Here is a 19,681-nt window from a genome sequence, read left to right on the forward strand (position 1 = left end):
GGTTCCTGAGCTTGTCGAAGGAGTCGAAACCATCTAGAAGAACCTCAGGTCGTCGATCACGTCGGTGGCGAGCAGGTAGACGTAGAGGTCCACCAGCGCCACGGAGAACAGGGAGTACCAGGCGTACTTGGGATGGTGGGCGTTGAGCTTCGACACCCAGGTCCACAGCCGGTAGCGGACGGGATGCTTGGAGAAGTGCCGCAGCCGGCCGCCGACGATGTGCCGGCAGGAGTGGCACGACAGCGTGTAGAGCCAGATGAGGGCGACGTTGACCGCCATCAGCACGGTGCCGAGGCCCATGTGGATGCCATCGGTCTCGCCCGACCCCACGGCGTACTCGTCAGGCATCGGCCGGAAGGCCAGCACCACGTCGAAGGTGAGGACGAGGCCGACCACGACGGCGGCGTACCAGAAGTAGCGGTGCAGGTTCTGCAGGAGAAGGGGGAACCGGGTCTCGCCGCTGTAGGCGCCGTGCGGCTCGGCGACGGCACACGCGGGCGGCGACAGCCAGAAGGCCCGGTAGTACGCCTTGCGGTAGTAATAACAGGTCATCCGGAAGCCCAGCGGGAAGATCAGGATGATCAGCGCCGCCGAGAGCGGCCACCACTGGAACGGCTGGCCGAAGTCGGACGCGCCCTCGACGCAGTCACCCAGGCACGGTGAGTAGAACGGCGACAGGTAGGGCTCGGCGAAGTAGTCCCTCCCCATGAACGCACGGACCGTGGCATAGACGACGAACGCGCTGAAGACGAGAAACGTCGCCAGCGGGGTCAACCACCATCGGTCCGTGCGGAGCGTCCGCTCCTCGATCTTCGCTCGACCTGGCCCTTGTACGCCTGTCGACACCTACACCTCCGGAGCTCGGTCCGCACGGACGGACGACGATCGAGCCCTGAGTCTGCACACTCGGCCGCATTTGTGAAAGGGGCCACTCCGACATCTGGCCAAAGGTTAGGTGCGCCTAAAGGACATATGTCACAGCGGGACCGCTTAGGTGGGTGCCGAGAGCGCGCGGTAGCGTCATCAGTCGTGGCAGATCCCGTTACGACCAGGCCCGCCCTCGTCGAAGGCGCGCGGGCTTCCCGCACCACGATCGCGCTGAAGCTGCTGATGGCCCTGAGCGGCCTCGCCTTCGTCGGCTTCGTGCTCGGGCACATGTACGGCAACCTCAAGGCCTTCTCCGGCCACGACGCGTTCAACGAGTACGCACACCACTTGCGCGAGCTCGGCGAGCCGTTGCTCCCCCACATGGGCTTCGTCTGGATCATGCGCGCCGGCCTGCTGATCGCACTCATCGTCCACGTGGCCGCCGCGGTCGAGCTGACCCGCCGGGCGCGCAAGGCGCGTCCGGTCAAGTACGTCGTGAAGAAGCACACCGGTGCCATCCCGGCCAGCCGGCTGATGCGTTGGGGCGGCCTCACCCTCTTCCTCTTCATCGTCTGGCACCTGGTGAACTTCACCTTCGGCAAGGTCAACGTCCAGGGCGGCGAGACCGACGATCCCTACAACCTCCTCGTCGACACCTTCGACGTCTGGTGGATGACGGTCATCTACCTGGCCGCGATGGCGATGCTCGGCGCTCACCTCCACCACGGGGTGTGGAGCTCCCTCCAGACGCTCGGCCTGACGAGCACCGCGGCCAGCCGCGCCCGCGCGAAGACGATCTCGTTCGCGATCGCGATCCTGATCGCCGGCGGGTTCTCGCTCGTCCCGATCGCCGTCCTCGCCGGCCTCATCGACTGATCCGCGCCAAGCTAAGGGGCTCCCTGACATGACCGACATGCCGGACACCACGCTCACGTCCGACCGCTCGCACAACGTCCCGTCGCCGGCGCAGTACGACGACGCCTCCGGTTACTACACGCCCGGCGAGCCGATCGCCGACACCAAGGCGCCGGACGGGCCGATCGACGAGCGGTGGCAGACCCGCAAGTTCGAGGCCCGTCTGGTCAACCCGGCCAACCGCCGCAAGCTCTCGATCATCATCGTCGGCACCGGCCTCGCCGGTGGCGCCGCGGCCGCCACGCTCGGCGAGGCCGGCTACAACGTGAAGTCCTTCTGCTACCAGGACTCGCCCCGGCGGGCGCACTCGATCGCCGCCCAGGGCGGCATCAACGCGGCGAAGAACTACAAGGAGGACGGCGACTCCGTCCACCGGCTCTTCTACGACACGGTCAAGGGCGGCGACTACCGCTCGCGCGAGTCCAACGTCTACCGGCTGGCAGAGGTCAGCACCAACATCATCGACCAGTGCGTCGCGCAGGGCGTTCCGTTCGCCCGCGAGTACGGCGGTCTCCTCGACAACCGCTCCTTCGGCGGCGTCCAGGTGTCGCGCACCTTCTACGCCCGGGGGCAGACGGGTCAGCAGCTGCTGATCGGCGCCTACCAGGCGATGGAGCGCCAGGTGAAGCTCGGCACGGTCACCGAGTACACCCGGCACGAGATGCTCGAGGTCGTCGTCGTGGACGACGGCGAGACCAAGCGGGCCCGCGGCATCATCGCCCGCAACATGGTCACCGGTGAGATCGAGACGCACCTCGCCGATGTCGTCGTGCTCGCCTCGGGTGGCTACGGCAACGTCTTCTACCTCTCGACCAACGCGATGGGCTCCAACGTCACCGCTGCCTGGAGAGCGCACCGCAAGGGCGCCTACATGGCGAACCCCTGCTACACGCAGATCCACCCGACCTGCATCCCGGTCTCCGGCGAGCACCAGTCGAAGCTGACCCTGATGTCGGAGTCGCTGCGCAACGACGGCCGGATCTGGGTGCCCAAGAAGGCCGAGGACTGCACCAAGGACCCGCGCGACATCCCCGAGGAGGACCGCGACTACTACCTGGAGCGGATCTACCCCTCCTTCGGCAACCTGGTGCCGCGCGACATCGCGTCCCGCCAGGCCAAGAACGTGTGCGACGAGGGCCGCGGTGTCGGCCCGATGGTGGGCGACTTCCGCCGCGGTGTCTACCTCGACTTCGCCGACGCGATCGAGCGCCTGGGCGAGGACGTCGTCCGCGAGAAGTACGACAACCTCTTCGACATGTACGAGCGGATCACGGGCGAGAACCCCTACCAGGTCCCGATGCGGATCTACCCCGCCGTGCACTACGTCATGGGCGGCCTCTGGGTCGACTACGACCTCCAGTCCTCGATCACCGGCCTGTTCGTGACGGGCGAGGCGAACTTCTCCGACCACGGCGCCAACCGGCTCGGGGCCTCCGCCCTGATGCAGGGGCTCGCCGACGGCTACTTCGTGCTCCCCCACACGATCCGCGACTACCTCGCCGAGGGCCCCTTCGAGGAGGTCGACGAGTCCCACCCCGCGGTGGTCGAGGCGCGCACCGCCGTGCAGGAGCGGATCGACAAGTTCCTCTCGATCAAGGGCAACCGGTCGGTCGACAGCTTCCACCGCGAGCTCGGCCACATCATGTGGGAGTACTGCGGCATGGAGCGCACGGCCGAGGGCCTCCGGAAGGCGATCGACATGATCCGCGAGCTCAAGCGCGAGTTCTGGACCGACCTCAAGGTGCTGGGCACCGCGGACTCGCTCAACCAGAGCCTCGAGAAGGCCGGCCGGGTCGCCGACTTCATCGAGCTGGGCGAGCTGATGTGCATCGACGCGCTCAACCGGCGCGAGTCCTGCGGCGGCCACTTCCGGTCCGAGTCGCAGACCGAGGACGGCGAGGCGCTGCGGCACGACGACGAGTTCGCGTACGTCGCCGCCTGGGAGTGGGCTGGCGAGGACGAGACGCCGATCCTGCACAAGGAAGACCTGGTCTACACCGCCATCGAGATGAAGCAGAGGTCCTACAAGTGAATCTGACCCTGAAGATCTGGCGTCAAGCCAACGCCCAGGACAAGGGCCGGATCCACACCTACGAGGTGGCCGGGATCTCCGAGGACATGAGCTTCCTGGAGATGCTCGACGTCCTCAACGAGCAGCTCAACGAGCTCGGCGAGGAGCCGATCGCGTTCGACTCCGACTGCCGTGAGGGCATCTGCGGCACCTGCTCGCTGATGATCAACGGCGAACCGCACGGGCCGGAGGTCACCACGACCTGCCAGCTGCACATGCGGTCCTTCAAGGACGGCGACACGATCACCATCGAGCCGTGGCGCTCGAGCGCGTTCCCGGTGCTCAGGGACCTCTGCGTCGACCGGTCGGCGCTCGACCGGATCATCCAGTCCGGCGGCTACATCTCCGCCAACACCGGCTCCGCGCCCGAGGCCAACTCGGTCCCCGTCCCGCGCGACGACGCCGTGCGCGCCTTCAACGTGGCCACCTGTATCCAGTGCGGAGCGTGCGTCGCAGCGTGCCCCAACGGGTCGGCGTCGCTGTTCCTCGGCGCCAAGATCACCCACCTCGGCGAGCTGCCGCAGGGCCAGCCGGAGCGGTGGAGCCGGGTCGTCGACATGACCGCCCAGCACGACCACGAGGGCTTCGGCGGCTGCACCAACATCGGCGAGTGCGCGGCCGCCTGCCCGAAGGAGATCCCGCTGGACGTGATCAGCCAGCTCAACAAGGACCTCCGCACCGCGATGCGGCACGGCCACTGATCCCGCCCCCGGATCATCCCGCCTGAGCTTGGTGCGGCAGGACCCAGATGTCGTCGTCGTCCCCGGGCGATTCCCCGAAGGTCGGCGAACGCGCGCCCGCGACCACCTGGACGTCGAAGATCTCCTCGACCCCGGTGGCGAACTGCAGCGTGCCGACCGTCGTGCCGGTGCTGAGCTCGATGACGCCGACGCCGCACTTGAGCTGGTCGTGGTACGCCGCGATGGGGGCTCCTCCGAAGATCGCCGTCTCGCGGATCTTCGACAGGCCGACGAACGCGAGGTCGCCGTGGATCGCGAGCCCCCGGGCGTAGCCCGGGAGGACGGCGACCACCTCGCGCTGACCGGTCGCGGCGTCGACGCGCTCGAGACGGCCCATCCCGGAGTTCAGCACGAACAGCTGGCCGTCGTGCCAGCGCGGCGAGTGCGGCATCGCCAGTCCGGTGGTCACCGGCTCACCCGACGCCACGTCGAGCACGGTCCCGGTGTCGTTGCGCTGCTTGCGCCACCCGCCCGGCTCGTCGGTCCGGGCCATCACGGTGACGAAGGCCGGTGCCCCGTCGCGCATGGCGACGCCGTTGAGGTGGCAGCGGTCCTCCGGAGCGAGGCGCGAGATGAACGGAGGCCGCCACCGCGGGACGAAGCTGAAGCCCGGGTCGAGGCCGGCGAGACAGGAGAACCGGGTGTTGACCATCCACAGGTCCGGATCGCCGCTCGGCCCAGTGCCCCAGGCGATCTCGTGGCACTGGATGCCTCCCGTGACCATCGACGACCGCGGCAGCCAGCACCGGTCATGGACGCCGGCGGGGGGCATTGCGGGTGCGAGCTCGGAGTGGTCCCGCAGCATCCACACCTGCGCCTTCCCGGCGACCGCGAGCCGGTCGGGACCCAGCGCAAGCCCCATGGCGTGGTCGAAACGGCGGAAGGAGAACGTCAGCTCGTCGTCGGCTACCCCGACGGCAACCACCTGTCCGGCCTGGTACGTCGACACGAGGAGCGAGCAACGCGCCGCGTCGAGGAGCCCGGGGAGGCCGGTGCTGTAGTGGAACCGGACCTCGGTGGGGCCGCCGTCGGTCGGCGCCGTCGCGTCGTCCGCAGCCGCCTCGTCCGCAGCCGTCACCGCATCTTCACGGTGTAGTGCCGGGTGATGCTCCGCACGGCGCCACCGCACGACTCGAAGGTGAACCTCGCGCCCACCTCCACCTGTCCGGTCCGCCGGAGCGTCCGCTTCGCGGCCCTGGTCAGGACCAGATGGAGGTTGAGCCGGACGGTGTCGGACCCGCTGATCTCACGCTCGAGCGGCCTGATGCCACCCTCGCGGACCGGCACGACCCCGACCGTGCCGGAGCCCTCGAACGCGGCCCAGACGCGCAGCGTGCCGTTCTCGGCGTTGTAGCTCGCGCGGGTGGTCACGTAGAACGCCCCGCCCTTGTTGATGTCGACGACCATGCTGGTGCCGGCCTCGGTGCCGTCCGAACGCCACAGCTCGTCGCCGTGGAGGCCGTCGTCGGCCCTGAAGAACAGGTCGCCACCGGACTCGGTCAGCTCTCGCGGCCTGCTGCTGGCGCCGTTCGGCAGGATGTCCTCGACGAGGGAAGTGCCGGCAGTCGTGCCGTCCGACCGCCACAGCTCCTGGCCGTGCACACCGTCCCGTGCGATGAAGAGCAGCGTGTCGCCCACCGGGGTCAGCGACGCCGGATAGCTGAGGTAGTCACCGAGCCGAATGTCCTTGACCATGACGGTTCCGGCCTCCGAGCCGTCGGAGCTCCACAGCTCGAGGCCGTGGCTGCCGTCATCGGCAGCGAAGAACGCGGTGTCGCCGACCGCGACGATCTCGCTGAGGCCGTACTCCTCGTACTCGTCGCCGCTGGAGGGGAAGTCCTTGACGAGGACGGTCCCGGCCGCGGTGCCGTCCGAGACCCACAGGTCACGTCCGGACGTCCCGTCCTCGGTGGAGAAGAACAGCGTGTCGCCGACGCCGACCAGACCCTCGGGGTCAGCGGACGCACCCCCCGGACGGATGTCCTCGACCAGGACCGTCCCGGCCGCGGTGCCGTCGGAGCGCCACAGCTCGCGGCCGTGGACGCCGTCCCGGGCCCGGAAGAACAGGGTGTCGCCGACGGCGGTGAGCCGACCGGGGTAGCTGCCGTAAGAGCCCGGCCGGATGTTCTTGACCAGGACCGTCCCGGCCTTGGTGCCGTCCGAGCGCCACACCTCGTGTCCACGGATCCCGTCGTCCGCGGTGAAGAACAAGGTCTCACCGACCGCCGTGAGGTTCGTGGGGCCGTAGTCGTACTCGTCGTAGCCGCCGCTGTCGCCCCCGGGACTGATGTCCTTGACCAGGACCGTGCCCGCTCTGGTGCCGTTCGAGCGCCACAGCTCCTCCCCGTGGACGTCGTCTGACGCCGTGAAGAACAAGGTGTCCCCAACCGCCGTCAGGTTCTCGGGACCGCCACCGCCGTACTCCCCGCCGCCCGCGGAGAACCGCTTGACCAGCACGGTGCCGGCCCTGGTCCCGTCGGATCGCCACAGCTCGGAGTTGTCGTCGTCGCCCCCGACGGTGAAGAACAAGGTCCCGTCGACGCCGACCATGTTGCTGCCGTAGTCGTAGTCGTAGCCGTCCGACTCGAGCCTCTTGAGCAGGACGGTGCCGCCCGCGCTCCCGTTGGAGCGCCAGAGCGCGGTGCCCCTGGCGTCGGAGGCGGTGAAGAACATCGTCCCGTCGACGTCGGTGAGATTTCCCGGCGAGCTGCCGGGGGTCGTTGCCCCGCTGCAGTCCAGCAGTGCGGCAGTCGCCGGAACGCCGGTCGAGGCCGCCGCAGGGCTCGCCGCGGCGGACCCGGCGCCGGCGAGTGTCACCGCGGCCGCGGCCGCGGTCGCCGCCCGTCGCGTGCGAGCACGACGCCGCAGCGTCTTCTCCCGCGCCACCCGTGCCCGCTTTGTCTGCTCCTGTGCGGAACGCTGACGTCGGCTCATCTCGCGACCTTCCTGGTCATCCCGGTGGAGCCTGGCGGGCTCGAGTATGCCCGTTCACCCCGGTCCGGTTGGCGATTGGCCGACGCGCGTGGCGCGGCCATCGACGTAATGACGCCCCGCGGACCTCATCGGTTGCGTTCTTGCGGATTCTTGTTGCCCGTCCGTCTGAGCAGTGCGACCAGGGCGAGCGTCGCTGCGCTGCCGGCGGCGAACGGGACCGCCCAGCGCGTCGCGACCGACTCGGTCTCACGGTCGGCGGCGAGCCGCTCCCGCCACGGGAGCGGTGGTGACGGCGGTCCCTCGACGGTGGCCACGCCCTCCGGCCGGAGGGCACGCGACGCGGGGTGCACGTAGGCCCATGACGCGGCGTACATCACGACCCGGGAGAAGTAGTAGATCCAGACCACGAGGATCAGCGCGATGCCGAAGGCCTGGAAGGCGGGCGAGCTCGCGGTCGACTGCAGCAGCAGCTGCGAGATCTGCTTGAGCACCTCGAACCCGACGGCACCGAGGATCGCGCCCGACCAGAGCGCCCGGGGAGGCAGGTCGGGATGGGCGAGGATCCGGAACAGGGCGAAGAAGAGCAGGGCGTTGGCGGCCAGGCCGATCACCACCGCGAGGAGGCCGAGCAGCCAGCCCAGGTCCGATCCCAGCCCCATCCAGTCGAGGATCTGCTCGGAGAGTCCGCGTACGACGCCGGAGATGCCGACGCTCACGATCAGCACGACTCCCAGCAGGGTGAGGGCGATCAGGTCGCGGACCTTGCCGATGAAGAAGTTGGGGTGCTCGCGCTGCGGGAGCTCGAACATCACGATCAACGCGTCGCGCATGCTCGACAGCCAGCCCAGGCCGGAGTACAGGACGACGACGATGCCGACCGACAGGATGCCGGGTGCCGAGTCGCGGATGTCGTGCAGCGAGATCTGTCCTTCGCCCTCGCCGACCAGCCCCGGGAGCACCGAGTTGACGGCGTCGATGAGATCGCTCTCGGCGCCGTCGTAGACCCGCGCGACGAAGCCGATGACCGCGAACGCCAGCGCCAGGATCGGGAAGAACGAGATGAACGCGAAGTAGGTGACCGCGCCGGCCTGGATGTTGCCCTTGACCCGGGTGTAGTGCTCGACCGTGCGCACCGCGTGGTCGAGCAGCGGCCGCCGTTCGCGCGTGGCAGCGATCCGCTGCTTGACCCTGTCGACGATCGAAGGCACCGAGGACTCCTCTGCCTGCGTAAGCTACCCGCGGCTCAGTGGGAACGACCGGCTCGACTGCCAGCCCAGCTCACCTTCATGAACGTACAGGTGGAAGTCCGCGACCTCGAACGAGCACTCGAAGTCGCTCAGGTCGTCGAAGGCCCGGTCCAGCTCGTCGTCGCCCAGGTGGTGAGCCACCGTCACGTGCGGGTGGTAGGGGAACTTGAGGGCCGTGTCGAGCGGGCCGGCCCGTACGTCGTCGGCGAGCAGCTCGCACTGGGAGATCCCCTCCACGAGCGTGATGAAGACGACCGGCGACACCGGGCGGAAGGTACCCGTCCCCCGTAGGTGCACGCGGAAGCCGGAGTGCCGTCCGGCGGCCCGCTCGAGGTGCTCCTCGATCTCAGCAAGACTCCCGTCCAGCTCGAGCGGCGGGATGAGGGTGATGTGGCTCGGGACGCCGGAAGCGGTGGGATCTCCGATCCGGAGCCGGTAGTTCTGGAGATCCGTCGCCCACGGCTCCGGGATGGCGATCGCGACGCCGATCGTCGGCACGCCGTCAGGCCCCGGCCGGTCCGCGACGTGGTGCCACGAAGCCGACCCGCTGGTAGACGTCGCGCAGGGTCGCCTCGGCGACGGCGCCGGCGGTGTCGGCCCCCTGCTGCAGGACGGCGGTCAGGTAGGCCTGGTCGTCCAACAGCTCGAGGGTGCGCTCGCGGAACGGCGTCACGAACGTGACGACGAGGTCGGCAAGGTCGCCCTTGAGCGCGCCGTACCCCTTGCCGGCGTACTGCTCCTCGAGCGTGGCGATGGACTCGCCGCTCAGCGCCGAGTAGATCGTCAGCAGGTTGCTGATGCCCGGCTTCTCCTCCGCGTCGTACCGGATCTCTGAGCCCGAGTCGGTCACCGCGGACCGGATCTTCTTCGCGCTGGCCGACGGCTCGTCGAGCAGCCACACGCAGCCGCTCCCGCCGATGCTCTTCGACATCTGCTTGTCGACCAGCTGCAGGTCGTAGATCTTGGCGGTCGACTTCAGGATGTAGGGCTCGGGCAGTCGGAACGTCTTCTTGTAGCGGCTGTTGAAGCGCTGTGCCAGGTCGCGGGTGAGCTCGAGGTGCTGCCGCTGGTCCTCGCCCACCGGCACGAAGTGCGGGCGGTAGAGCAGGATGTCGGCGGCCTGGAGGATCGGGTAGGTGAACAGCCCGACCGAGGCCGCGCCCTCCCCCTGCTTGGCCGACTTGTCCTTGAACTGCGTCATCCGGCGGGCCTCACCGAAGCCCGTGAGGCAGTTGAGGACCCACGCCAGCTGGGCGTGCTCGGGGATCTGGCTCTGCACGAAGATGGAGGCCCGGTTCGGGTCGATGCCCATCGCGAGCAGCTGCGCGGCCGCGCGCAGGGTGCGCTCGCGGAGCAGCTTGGGGTCGTGCTCGACCGTGATCGCGTGCAGGTCGGCGATGAAGAAGAACGGCTGGTGGTCGCGCTGCAGGTCGACCCACTGGCGGAGCGCGCCGAGGTAGTTGCCGAAGTGGAAGGAGTCCGCGGTCGGCTGGATGCCCGAGAGGACGCGGGGACGCGCCCCACCCTCGGGCACCGTCGGCTGCGCAGTCTCCGGCAGCGGCTGTTGCTCGGTCGTCGCGGACATGGCTGGGATTCTCTCAGGAGTCCCGGCCCGGGGTGCACCCGCCTCGCGTCAGGACGCTGGTAGCGCGCGCCCCCGGCGATGTGCGACCGCCGACCACAGCAGGATCACCACGCCCAGCGCACTGAGGCCGGCGCCGAGAACCGCCGGCGCCCGGTAGCCCCAGCCCGCGGCGATCACGAGACCACCGAGCCAAGCGCCCAGGGCGTTGGCGATGTTGAGCGCGGCGTGGTTCATTGCCGCGCCCAGTGTCACGGCGCCACCGGCGACGTCCATCAACCGCAGCTGCAGGTTGACGACCAGCACCGACCCGGAGGCGGTGACCAGGAACGCGACCGGCAGCAACGCCCAGCCCCCCGGCGCGGCGACGTAGTAGGCGAGCAGGATGAGGGAGCCGAACCCGGCGGAGAGCAGCAGGCTGCGGAAGACCGACCACGCCGCCAGCTCGCCCGCCACCCAGGTGCCGACCACCATGCCGAGCCCGAGCGCGAGCACGAAGAACGGGACCGTACCCCGCTCGAGACCGCCGACGACGGTGACCGTCTTGGCGATGTAGGAGTAGACGGCGAACATGCCGCCGAACCCGATGGCACCGGCGGCCATGGTCAGCCACACCTGCATGCTCCCGAAGAACTCCCGCGCCTCCTTGCGACCGCTCGTCCCCGCGTCGCCGGGCACCGAGGGCACCGCGGCCAGCACGCCGGCGGCAGTGATCAGGGCGAGCACGGCGGCCAGGAGGTACGTCGACCGCCACCCGGCCTGCTGCCCGAGCCAGGTCGCCAGCGGCACACCGACCACGTTGGCGACGGACAGGCCGAGCATCACGCTGGCCACCGCCCGGCCCCGCCGGGCCGGGACGACCAGGCTCGCGGCGACCAGGCTGGCCACTCCGAAGAAGGCCCCGTGCGGCAGCCCGTCGAGGAACCGCGCGGCCGTCAGCACGCGGTAGTCGGGTGCGATCGCGCTGATCAGGTTGAAGACGCCGTACGCCGCCATCAGGCCGACGAGCATCGCGCGCCGCGGCAGCGCTGCGCCGAAGAAGGCCAGCACCGGCACGCCGACGACGACCCCCAGGGCGTACGCCGAGATCACGTGACCCGCAGTCGGCACCGAGACGTCGACACCGTCGGCGATCTCGGGCAGCACGCCCATGGTCATGAACTCGGTGGTCCCGATCGTGAAACCGCCGACCGCGAGCGCCAGGATCGCCAGCGCAGGTCGGGCGGTAGCGACCACGGGCCCGTCGGCCTGATCAGCACCGGCGACCTCGGCCGCCGTCATCGGGCAGGAGTCATCGGCGTGGGAGTCACGTGGGGGCACAACCCCGGAAGGCCCCCGGGCATTCCGCTCGGCCAGGATCAGTGGGCCTCTCGGGGGCCCCGGCCGCCCGTCGTCGGTCAGCCGGTCACCGGGACGTTGCGGTCGACCGGGGTCGGGGTCGGCGCGGGCGGGAGCGGCTCGGGATTGCGATCGTGGGCGATCGGACCGCCGCAGGTGGTCGACGCCAGGACGGCGACTTCCTGGCCACCGAGCTCGAGCACGAGACCGTCGACGGTGAAGTCCTCACCCTCCGTGGTCTGCCGGTTGAGCGTGATCTTGATCAGCGGCTCGAGCTCCGCGGGCAGCACAGAGGTGTTCGCGGCCACGTTGTCGGTGTCGTTGATCGGTACTGTGCTTCCGAAGATGCGAACGTCCGAGACAGCCACACTGCCTGTCCTGTCGTCGCACTCCACGTGAAGCGTGTCGACGGACGCCAGTTCGGCGAACGTCCCACCGCCGATGACCAGGCAGAGGTCGCGAAGGTTGCCGGGCGTGGCGATGAGCTCCTGGAGGTTCCCGGGCAACTGGTCGAAGATCTGCTCGTCGACGTCGGGCGCGGGTTCCGGGGGGAGCTGGTCGCACGCACCCTTGATCTGCTGCAATGCGGTTCGCAGCTCCTCAGGGAGCTGGTCAAGGCCACTGCCAAGGGTGAGGTCGGTGACCTCTGCCGTGGCCCGGTCGTCCTCCGCGGTCACCGTCAAGACGCCGCCGGCAGCCAGTTGTTCGAGCTCGGCAGGCAGCTCACCGCCGGCGCTGCGAGGACCCTCTGGGAACTTGGCAGCCGGCTCCCCGGGCGACCCGCCCAGCGAGAAACCGTATGCCGACGAGCGCGACTGATGGTCGCCGCTGGCGCTTGGGACGCCCAGCATCATCGTGGCGGCAGTGGCCAGCGCGACGCAGGCGATACCAGCCTTGGCGTGGATCTTCATTTTCTTCCTCCGGTGCAGGTGCAGTTGCCCCGCTAGTTGTCATCGATGAGCACCAAGGTGCCGAGCGGCACTTGGGCGAGCTGTTCCAATGCGTCGTCAGGCACGCGGATGCAGCCGTGACTGACTGCGTTGCCGAAGACGGAGTCGTCGGGCCACCCGTGGATTGCGACCGTGCCCGGCCCCCCGCCGTAGCTGTCGAGCGTGTCGCTGTGCGACCCCAGCGGCAGGATCACCGGTGAGTACGACTGTTCGGCGTCCACGATGGAGCCGAGCAGGAAGGTGCGGCCCGTGGGCGTCGGTGTTTCCGCGGTGCCGACCGCGACCGGCCAATGACCCAGGAGTTCGCCATCCCTGAAGAGCTCCAGCTCGCGGGAGCCCACGTGGACGCGGATCAGGTACGGCGTGCGCGCCTGCTCCACGGAGCTGGTCTTGAGCCACCCCGTCGAGCCGTTGGGCCGCGAGGGTAGGAGTACCTGCACCCAGCCCGGTCGGCGGTCGATCACCGGCAGCCAGGTCTCGCCCATCTGGTTCGGTGTCACCTTGGCGAAGGGACGACCGTCCAGCTCGGCGTACACGGGAAGCGTGCGCTTCGGATGTACGACGTCACCCGCCGTGGTCGCCCGCGGCTCGGTGTCCCGCGGTGCACGGGGGAGCCTCGCCTTGGTCGTCGAGGCGACCAGCTTCGTGACGTCCACCTCGGCGGCACCCGATCGTGGAGAGCCGGGTCGATCGGAGTCGGGAGACAGCAGGAAAGCAGCGGCGATCGCGCCCACGGAGGCGACCGCGACGAGCGTGGCCAGGCGTGAGCCCCAGCCGCTCACGACGCTGCCAGGCGAACTGCCGGACTCCACTGCATTGCTTTTCGGCACGAGCTTCCCACTCCCTACCGATACAACGACCCAATGCCGAATGGGTCATGTTGTCGTTCCCGGATCGGAGACTCCGCCCGCTGGCGGCTCGGGGGATCCGACTCCGGAACCATTCGCCCGAAGCGGCCCCTGGCCCGGCACGTGGGGCTCGACCCCCGAAGACCGCCGGGCATTCCGCTCGGCGAGGATGGAACCGTGAGCGCTGCCGCATCCGACATCGACGTCGCCCTGACCGCCGCCGACGCCGGCGCGGCGGTCGTCAGAGCCGCGTACGGCACCCGGCCCGTCCGGCACGCCAAGTCCGATCGTGACTTCGCGACCGACGCCGACCTCGATGCCGAGCGCGCGATCCTCGACGTCCTGACGAAGGAGCGCCCCGGTGACCGCGTCCTGGGCGAGGAGACCGGCGAGTCGGGCGGCTCGGGAGCGCGCCGGTGGCTGGTCGACCCGTTGTGCGGCACCCTCAACTTTGCTGCGCAGACCCCCCTCTTCGCAGTCAACGTGGCGCTTGCCGACGACTCTGGTGTGATCGCGGCCGTCTCGGCCGACCCGATCACGGGCGAGCGGTTCTGGACCGACGGCGCTCGGGCCTTCGTCCGCCGCGGAAGCGTCGATGAGCCCATGACGCCGTCGGCCGATTCGCACCTGGTGAACGTCAACTGCGATGGTCCGGCGGACCTACCGTTCGTCGGACCACAGCTCGTCGGCGACCCGGTGTTCGTGGCCGCGTTCGGCCCCCGCGTCCTGTCGACGACCCTGGCGCTGGCGTGGGTCGCCGCCGGCCGCCAGGCGGGATACGTGACGGACGGGGCGCTCGTGGACAACGTGCACTTCGCGGCAGGGATCGCCCTCTGCCGGGGAGCAGGGTGCATCGTCACGGATCTCGCGGGCGAGTCGCTCGTCGAGGGTCGAGGGCTGATCGCCGCCGCCGACGCCGCGACTCATCAGCGCCTGGTCGAGATCGTCCGACCCCACCTCACGGCGGCCCAGTAGGGATCGGTGGCGGCCGGGTCGCCGCCATCAGGGCGCCGGTGTGGCCGTTGCGAGGAGGTGTGGGCTGAGACCGAGCAGCTCGGGAACCCGTTCGATCGCTCGTGCGGCATCGAGGAGCACGTTCCAGGCGGCCTGGTCGACGATCCGGGACTGCATGTCGGTTGCAGCTAGCGGCAGACCTTCCACACCGACGAGGTCATCGAGCTGCAAGTCGGCGTCGGACACCTCCTCAACCAGGTCACCGGGACGGTGGGTGTACCCGACGAATCCGTTCGGCACGACGGGTGGGAGCTGCCCAGTGCGTTCGACTTGGGGCAGAAGTTGCAGGAAGTCGGGGTTCTGCTCGTAGAGCCGTTCCTGGAGGACTCCGTCGAGGCGTGGCGCCCATCTCGAGATTGCTGCGATGAAGATCGGACCGCCGGCGCGGACGATCCGGCCGGCTTCCTTCAATGCTTCGATCCGATCCTCACGTTCGGGCAGGTGGTAGAGCGGGCCTAAGAGCAGCACCGCATCAACCGAGGAGTCGGGGAGGTCGACATGGCGAGCATCGCCGACTGCGGTCTGGATGGTGGGGCGACCCAATGCTTGGAGCTGCTCGACATGGAGCTGCATCAGGTCACGGTGATGGACGGCGTATCCCAGCTCGGCGAGCCAGAACGCGTAGCGTCCGGGTCCACCGCCGATGTCGGCGATGGCCGCTGGAGCCGGCGGCATGCGCCGTTGAAGAATCTCGATGGTCCGCTGGAACTCCAGGGCTCCCTTCGACCCTGCGAGACGGTCTCGCTCCTTGCCCTGCTCGTAGTAGGCCCTCATCTGGGCATCTTCACTAGCCACGAGACCGAGCATGCCCTGTCCGCCGGTGGAATCTGGAGTGGAGTCCCCTGCGCATACGAGGCTGCGGAGACGGAAGCACAAGGGCTCCCGCGAGCACGCAGGGCGGCATTAGCGGACTCCTGCGACTTGCGGCGGATCAGGGCGCATCGTGATCAACTCTGCGATGACGTCGGCGAGTTCCGAGGGAGATCGTTGCCCGTCGACCTCGAGGGTGGCGCGCCGTCGCAGAAGTGGTTCGACGGTCTCGACGTAGCGAGCGATCTCGACGCGGTGCTGGTGCGTGCTGCCGTAGGGATTGGTGGTCCGGCTCGTTACGCGCTCGATCAGCACGTGGAGTGGCGCGCTGATCAGGACAACGTGTTCGAAGCGGTCGTAGAAGAGGCTCTGGTTCTCCACCGTTCCTGACACGACCACGTCGGTGTAGCTGGCGATCAGGTCGTCCATTCGTCGTTCGTCCCACGTACCGTCGGGCAGGGTCCAGTCGTCGTAATCGGTGTCGACGGCGCGGTGCCCTCGGCGTCGCAGCTCCGTCAGCACTGTCGACTTGCCCGTGCCAGACATCCCTGTCACCAACACGCGGGCCACGACAGCAATGTAGTCGGCGTCATCCGCTTCGCTCGCGCGCACGCCGACGGCAGTAGCGGACGGTGCAACCAGTTAGCGCGAACCGGTCATCACCTGGAGGCGCGTACTGGCTGCGGCGATCGCCCTGGTCCACTGGTCGCGGTCATGGTCGTGGCCATCAACGTCTGGTGGTCCGTGTGGGCGCACGACGTCGCCCGCTCGTTCCCGGTCGCCGACTCGCCAGCCTGTCGCACCATGAATCGAACGCTATCCGACGCGACCGTGCACGGCATGGAATCGGCCCGCCCGCGCACGTCGGGCGGCAGTAGCGGGCGGTGAACTTCGGTGGCGCGCCGAGGATTCCTGAACGAGCATTGCACGAGTGAACGAGGAACCGGTGCACGATCTAACCGACTGGGTCGTCATCCTTGGCCCCGGCCCGCTCGCAGTCGTCAGGACGCAACTACAGGCGTGGCGTGCAGGTGAAGGTCGCAACGTCCCCGATGACGACATTCGGGTCGACACCATTCGCGCGGATGGCGGCGATGAGATGCGAGTGCGCCGCCGGGTAGTGAGCGACATGTGAGCGTGAGCGCTTCTCGGCAAATGCGGGCGCATCAGACCGAGTGAGACATTGATCTATGCCCGCCGGTGGTAGCGGATGTCGCCGTTGGGGAGTCGTTCGGCGGTGCAGTGGGGGTCGTGGGCGAGGTGGTGGTGGTAGCTGCAGTGGAGGATGCCGTCGTCGAGGTCGGTGTTCCCGCCGGTGGCCCAGGGTTTCAAATGGTGGGCTTCGGTCCAGGCGGCGGGGATCGTGCAGCCCTCGGCCCGGCAGCGTTGGTCGCGCAGCCGCATCGCTTTGCGCTGGGCCGGTGAGAACAACCGCCGGCTGCGGCCGAGGTCGAGGATCTCGCCCCGCCCGCCGAGGACCACCGGGATGATGTCCGCGTTACACGCGAGCCGCCGGACCGCGGTGGCGGAGAGGGGTTCGCCGCCGACAATGCTGCCGACGCCCAGCTCGGCCCGGAGCGACTCCAGTCCGATGGTGACCATCACCGTGGTCGCATCCCCACCATGCTGGGGCAGCTTGGTCGGGTCGAGGTGCTCCAGGAGTGCGCAGAAGGCTTGGCCGAGGCGGCGGGGGTAGGGGATCCGGTCCTCCTCCCCACTCAGAGCGTGATCGGCCTTGCGGGGTGAGGTGAAGGCTTCGAGGTAGGTCAGCAGCCGGTCGCGGTCCAGGACGGGGTGGACGATGGTGGTCCGGGCCAGGCCGTCACCGATCACACCCGGGACCGGAGGCTGGTCTTCTGCCGTGCTCGTTGTTCCTCGTCCTCGAGCCGTTTGGCGAGTTCGGCTTCGGCGATCTCGGGAGCGACGACCTCGAGCAGGTGGCGGCCGAGGCGGCGTAGCTCGCTGGGCCGGAACTCCTCGCAGTAGCCCACCATCCGTGCCTCGGCGTCCGACACCAGAGCCGGGTCGAGGTGGTCGGGCAAAGCATCGAGTGCATCAACCACCACCTGCGCCTGCGGCAATGACACCGTTCCGTCGGCCATCGCGGCCGCGACCCGCTGCCAGCGCCGGTCCAGGGCGTCGGCCAACCGGGCCTGGGCGCGGCTGACGGGGAAGTCGGCCTTGGTCACCGACGCCAGCCAGGCGCCGGTGTCGCGGGCCAGGGCCAGGCACGCGGCGTCCTCCGCCGTCGCGACGACCCGGAGCTTGAGCTCGGCGGTCATCGCCTCCAGTCGGGCCAGCGTCGTGACCGCCGCCTTCTTCTCCGCCGGACTCAGGTACACCGGCTGGGCGTCTCGAACCTCCTCGATCACGGCCGCCGCCTGCTCGGCGCAGGCCAGGATCGGGTGCGGCTGGGGCATCAGCTGCGCGACCACGATGGAGACCTCCCGAGAACCTCTCTTGTGCGTCCCAGTCAACCCCCGAGGTCCGACACAACGAAACGCTCAGAACCCGCCTGTGGACAGGGGAAACGCAATATCAGGGCTGTGGACGACAAGGGGTCCGCAAGGGTGGTTTCGAGGCTCCTCGCTGCGCTCGTCGCACCTCAACCACCGACCGCGTCGCACCTCAACCCCCAGCGCCGACCTACCACCGCGAGCCGGCCGCGGCGCGCACCCAACAGTCCTCCCGCTCTCGTCCAAAGCCCTTTCGGTCGCAACCACGCAGGGCCTGCAGCGAGCGCTCAGAGGCCCGGGGAGTCTCGAGACGGTCGCAGCGCGACCTCCTCGACCAACGAGCGAAACCGGCGCGAGTCCCACAGCCCGGAGGCTTTCAGCTCACGGTTCCGTCAGCGCCTCCAGCGTCCGCTCGATGACGAGGGTCATGTCGCGCCGGGCCGTGACACGATCCTCGGCGGAGGCGACGTACATCGCTGCCTCGTCGGCCACGGCGACCAGGGCATGCGCGAGCGGACGCGTCGGCAGGTCGGCGACGGTGCCGTCGGCGACCCCTTGGACCAGCGCCGTCTCGATGAGCGACAGCGCGTAGGGCTGGAGGATCTCGCGCCACCGCGCCCACCCGAGCACGGACGGGCCGTCGGTCAGCAGGATCCGCTGGACCTCCGGGGCCTCGCAGGCGTCGAGCCAGGTGTCGAAGGCGCGCTTCATCACAGCCGGGAACGACAGGTCCTCGCCGGCCAGCGCGGATTCGGCGATCCGGTGGGCCACCTCGGCCTCGACCGCCTCGAGCACACCGGCGAACAGCTCGGTCTTGTCCGCGAAGTGGTGGTAGAGCGCCCCACGGCTGACCGCCGCCTCCGCGACGATCGCCTCGGTGCCGACGCCGGCGAACCCGTGCTCGGCGAACAGCCGACGCCCCGCCGCGACCAGCGCGGAGCGGGTCGCGGCGGACCTGTCTGCTTGCGTTCGTCTCGCCATTTACCTACAGTCTGTCCGTAACTTACCTACAGTCTGTCGGTAAGTCTCGCACGAAGGCGGAGGCCATGCCCACCATCGAACTGCCCCACGCGACCTTGAACTACCACGTCGCCGGTCCGGCCGACTCCACCGAGCCGCCTGTCGTCTTCGTCCACCCGATCCTCACCGATGGCTCGCTCTGGCTGCCGGTGGCCGACCGGCTCGCGGCGCGGGGCATCCGCTCCTACGCCCCCGACTGGCCGCTCGGCTCGCACCGGATCCCGCTCCCGGACGACGCCGACCAGTCGCCGCGGGGCGTTGCCCGACTGGTGCTCGACTTCCTGGCCGAGCTCGACCTGACGAACGTGACGCTCGTCGGCAACGACACCGGCGGCGCGATCTGTCAGTTCCTCGTCGACCCCGGCTTCGACGCCGACACCTCCCGGGTCGGCCGGGTCGTGCTTGCGAACTGCGACGCGTTCGACCAGTTCCCGCCGGCCCCGTTCACCCTGCTCTTCCCGCTCCTGCGTAACGAGTGGCGGGCGAAGGTGCTCGCCGGCCAGATGCGGCTGCGGCCGCTGCGCCAGTCCTGGCTCGGCTTCGGGCTCCTCGCCAAGCACCTGCCCGCCGACCTGACCCGCGCCTGGATCGAGCCCGCGCGCACCAACGCCGGAGTACGCCGCGACGCCGTCCGGCTGCTGCGCAACATCCGGCCGGAGGAGCTGCTCGACGTGTCCACAAGGCTCGGGGACGTGAAGATCCCGGTCACGGTCATCTGGGGCATGGCCGACCGGGCGTTCCGGCCGGCGCTCGGTCGCCGGCTCCACGCGGCGTTCACCGACGCGGAGCTCATCCCGGTCGAGGGCGCGCGCACGCTGCTCGCCCTCGACGCCCCGGACGAGATCACCGACGCGATCGTCGCCATCGCCGACCGCTGAGGCCGACCGCA

General features: G+C 69.3%; 20 protein-coding genes. 6 read left to right on the forward strand and 14 right to left on the reverse strand.

Annotated features, from left to right (window positions below):
* Nucleotides 1-33 precede the first annotated feature (33 nt).
* Nucleotides 34-774, reverse strand: a complete 741-nt coding sequence (locus tag SHK19_RS16950; protein ID WP_322456395.1) for a hypothetical protein — start codon at nt 772-774, stop codon at nt 34-36.
* 255 nt (nt 775-1,029) lie between these two features.
* On the opposite strand from SHK19_RS16950, the gene SHK19_RS16955 reads away from it, so the two are divergent.
* Genes SHK19_RS16955 through SHK19_RS16965 form a run of 3 tightly spaced genes read left to right on the forward strand, consistent with a single transcriptional unit; the run spans nt 1,030 to nt 4,554 of the window.
* Entirely contained in the window at nt 1,030-1,743 is a 714-nt protein-coding gene (locus SHK19_RS16955) for a succinate dehydrogenase cytochrome b subunit (protein WP_322456394.1), read from the forward strand.
* Between the two features lie 37 nt (nt 1,744-1,780).
* On the forward strand, nt 1,781-3,814 hold the full coding sequence (locus SHK19_RS16960; RefSeq protein ID WP_322938707.1) for a fumarate reductase/succinate dehydrogenase flavoprotein subunit: 2,034 nt from the start codon (nt 1,781-1,783) through the stop codon (nt 3,812-3,814).
* Entirely contained in the window at nt 3,811-4,554 is a 744-nt protein-coding gene (locus tag SHK19_RS16965; protein ID WP_322936942.1) for a succinate dehydrogenase/fumarate reductase iron-sulfur subunit, read from the forward strand. Before SHK19_RS16960 ends, SHK19_RS16965 begins: the two co-directional genes overlap by 4 nt.
* 13 nt (nt 4,555-4,567) lie before the next feature.
* Here the strand turns inward: SHK19_RS16965 and SHK19_RS16970 are convergent, their stop codons facing one another.
* The 8 genes from SHK19_RS16970 to SHK19_RS17005 form a co-directional block, all read right to left on the reverse strand.
* On the reverse strand, nt 4,568-5,671 hold the full coding sequence (locus SHK19_RS16970; RefSeq protein ID WP_322456392.1) for a TIGR03032 family protein: 1,104 nt from the start codon (nt 5,669-5,671) through the stop codon (nt 4,568-4,570).
* A complete protein-coding gene (locus tag SHK19_RS16975) occupies nt 5,668-7,527 on the reverse strand; it encodes an ELWxxDGT repeat protein (protein ID WP_322936943.1) in 1,860 nt (619 codons plus the stop codon). The genes SHK19_RS16970 and SHK19_RS16975 overlap by 4 nt, the downstream gene beginning before the upstream one ends.
* A 125-nt stretch (nt 7,528-7,652) precedes the next feature.
* Nucleotides 7,653-8,735: a YihY/virulence factor BrkB family protein gene (locus SHK19_RS16980; protein WP_322936944.1), complete on the reverse strand. Its 1,083-nt coding sequence runs from the start codon at nt 8,733-8,735 to the stop codon at nt 7,653-7,655.
* 24 nt (nt 8,736-8,759) lie between these two features.
* Nucleotides 8,760-9,272, reverse strand: a complete 513-nt coding sequence (locus tag SHK19_RS16985) for a 2'-5' RNA ligase family protein (protein ID WP_322456389.1) — start codon at nt 9,270-9,272, stop codon at nt 8,760-8,762.
* 4 nt (nt 9,273-9,276) lie between these two features.
* On the reverse strand, nt 9,277-10,359 hold the full coding sequence (gene trpS, locus SHK19_RS16990; RefSeq protein ID WP_322456388.1) for a tryptophan--tRNA ligase: 1,083 nt from the start codon (nt 10,357-10,359) through the stop codon (nt 9,277-9,279).
* A 48-nt stretch (nt 10,360-10,407) separates the two neighbouring features.
* Nucleotides 10,408-11,637: an MFS transporter gene (locus SHK19_RS16995; RefSeq protein WP_322936945.1), complete on the reverse strand. Its 1,230-nt coding sequence runs from the start codon at nt 11,635-11,637 to the stop codon at nt 10,408-10,410.
* A gap of 116 nt (nt 11,638-11,753) precedes the next feature.
* A complete protein-coding gene (locus SHK19_RS17000; protein WP_322936946.1) occupies nt 11,754-12,605 on the reverse strand; it encodes a hypothetical protein in 852 nt (283 codons plus the stop codon).
* A 32-nt stretch (nt 12,606-12,637) separates the two neighbouring features.
* Nucleotides 12,638-13,456: a L,D-transpeptidase gene (locus SHK19_RS17005; RefSeq protein ID WP_322936947.1), complete on the reverse strand. Its 819-nt coding sequence runs from the start codon at nt 13,454-13,456 to the stop codon at nt 12,638-12,640.
* Between the two features lie 213 nt (nt 13,457-13,669).
* On the opposite strand from SHK19_RS17005, the gene SHK19_RS17010 reads away from it, so the two are divergent.
* Nucleotides 13,670-14,467: an inositol monophosphatase family protein gene (locus SHK19_RS17010; protein ID WP_322456384.1), complete on the forward strand. Its 798-nt coding sequence runs from the start codon at nt 13,670-13,672 to the stop codon at nt 14,465-14,467.
* A 27-nt stretch (nt 14,468-14,494) separates the two neighbouring features.
* On the opposite strand, the gene SHK19_RS17015 is transcribed toward SHK19_RS17010, so the two are convergent.
* Nucleotides 14,495-15,280, reverse strand: coding sequence for a class I SAM-dependent methyltransferase (locus SHK19_RS17015; RefSeq protein WP_322456383.1), 786 nt, complete (start codon nt 15,278-15,280; stop codon nt 14,495-14,497).
* A gap of 129 nt (nt 15,281-15,409) precedes the next feature.
* Nucleotides 15,410-15,928 carry an AAA family ATPase gene (locus tag SHK19_RS17020; RefSeq protein ID WP_322456382.1) on the reverse strand — a complete coding sequence of 173 codons (519 nt, stop codon included), beginning with the start codon at nt 15,926-15,928 and terminating at the stop codon, nt 15,410-15,412.
* A gap of 319 nt (nt 15,929-16,247) precedes the next feature.
* Here SHK19_RS17020 and SHK19_RS17025 point away from each other — a divergent pair, with 319 nt between their 5' ends.
* Nucleotides 16,248-16,451, forward strand: a complete 204-nt coding sequence (locus SHK19_RS17025; protein ID WP_322936948.1) for a hypothetical protein — start codon at nt 16,248-16,250, stop codon at nt 16,449-16,451.
* Nucleotides 16,452-16,504: 53 nt separating this feature from the next.
* Here the strand turns inward: SHK19_RS17025 and SHK19_RS17030 are convergent, their stop codons facing one another.
* From SHK19_RS17030 to SHK19_RS17040, 3 genes are all read right to left on the reverse strand, one after another.
* On the reverse strand, nt 16,505-17,149 hold the full coding sequence (locus SHK19_RS17030; RefSeq protein WP_322936949.1) for an HNH endonuclease signature motif containing protein: 645 nt from the start codon (nt 17,147-17,149) through the stop codon (nt 16,505-16,507).
* Nucleotides 17,146-17,751, reverse strand: a complete 606-nt coding sequence (locus SHK19_RS17035) for a DUF222 domain-containing protein (protein WP_322936950.1) — start codon at nt 17,749-17,751, stop codon at nt 17,146-17,148. Before SHK19_RS17035 ends, SHK19_RS17030 begins: the two co-directional genes overlap by 4 nt.
* A 402-nt stretch (nt 17,752-18,153) precedes the next feature.
* Nucleotides 18,154-18,753, reverse strand: coding sequence for a TetR/AcrR family transcriptional regulator (locus SHK19_RS17040; protein WP_322936951.1), 600 nt, complete (start codon nt 18,751-18,753; stop codon nt 18,154-18,156).
* A gap of 65 nt (nt 18,754-18,818) precedes the next feature.
* On the opposite strand from SHK19_RS17040, the gene SHK19_RS17045 reads away from it, so the two are divergent.
* Nucleotides 18,819-19,670: an alpha/beta fold hydrolase gene (locus SHK19_RS17045; RefSeq protein WP_322456379.1), complete on the forward strand. Its 852-nt coding sequence runs from the start codon at nt 18,819-18,821 to the stop codon at nt 19,668-19,670.
* Nucleotides 19,671-19,681 lie beyond the last annotated feature (11 nt).

The sequence above is a fragment of the Nocardioides bizhenqiangii genome (assembly GCF_034661235.1).
GTDB classification, from domain to species: domain Bacteria; phylum Actinomycetota; class Actinomycetes; order Propionibacteriales; family Nocardioidaceae; genus Nocardioides; species Nocardioides bizhenqiangii.

Bases quoted from the DNA above. Each gene is read 5' to 3' on its own strand.
- SHK19_RS17000 (WP_322936946.1), bottom strand. From the start codon at position 12,605: ATGAAGATCCACGCCAAGGCTGGTATCGCCTGCGTCGCGCTGGCCACT.
- SHK19_RS17040 (WP_322936951.1), bottom strand. From the start codon at position 18,753: ATGGCGAGACGAACGCAAGCAGACAGGTCCGCCGCGACCCGCTCCGCG.
- SHK19_RS17015 (WP_322456383.1), bottom strand. From the start codon at position 15,280: ATGAGGGCCTACTACGAGCAGGGCAAGGAGCGAGACCGTCTCGCAGGG.
- trpS (WP_322456388.1), bottom strand. From the start codon at position 10,359: ATGTCCGCGACGACCGAGCAACAGCCGCTGCCGGAGACTGCGCAGCCG.
- SHK19_RS16995 (WP_322936945.1), bottom strand. From the start codon at position 11,637: ATGACGGCGGCCGAGGTCGCCGGTGCTGATCAGGCCGACGGGCCCGTG.
- SHK19_RS16960 (WP_322938707.1), top strand. From the start codon at position 1,781: ATGCCGGACACCACGCTCACGTCCGACCGCTCGCACAACGTCCCGTCG.
- SHK19_RS17045 (WP_322456379.1), top strand. From the start codon at position 18,819: ATGCCCACCATCGAACTGCCCCACGCGACCTTGAACTACCACGTCGCC.
- SHK19_RS16975 (WP_322936943.1), bottom strand. From the start codon at position 7,527: ATGAGCCGACGTCAGCGTTCCGCACAGGAGCAGACAAAGCGGGCACGG.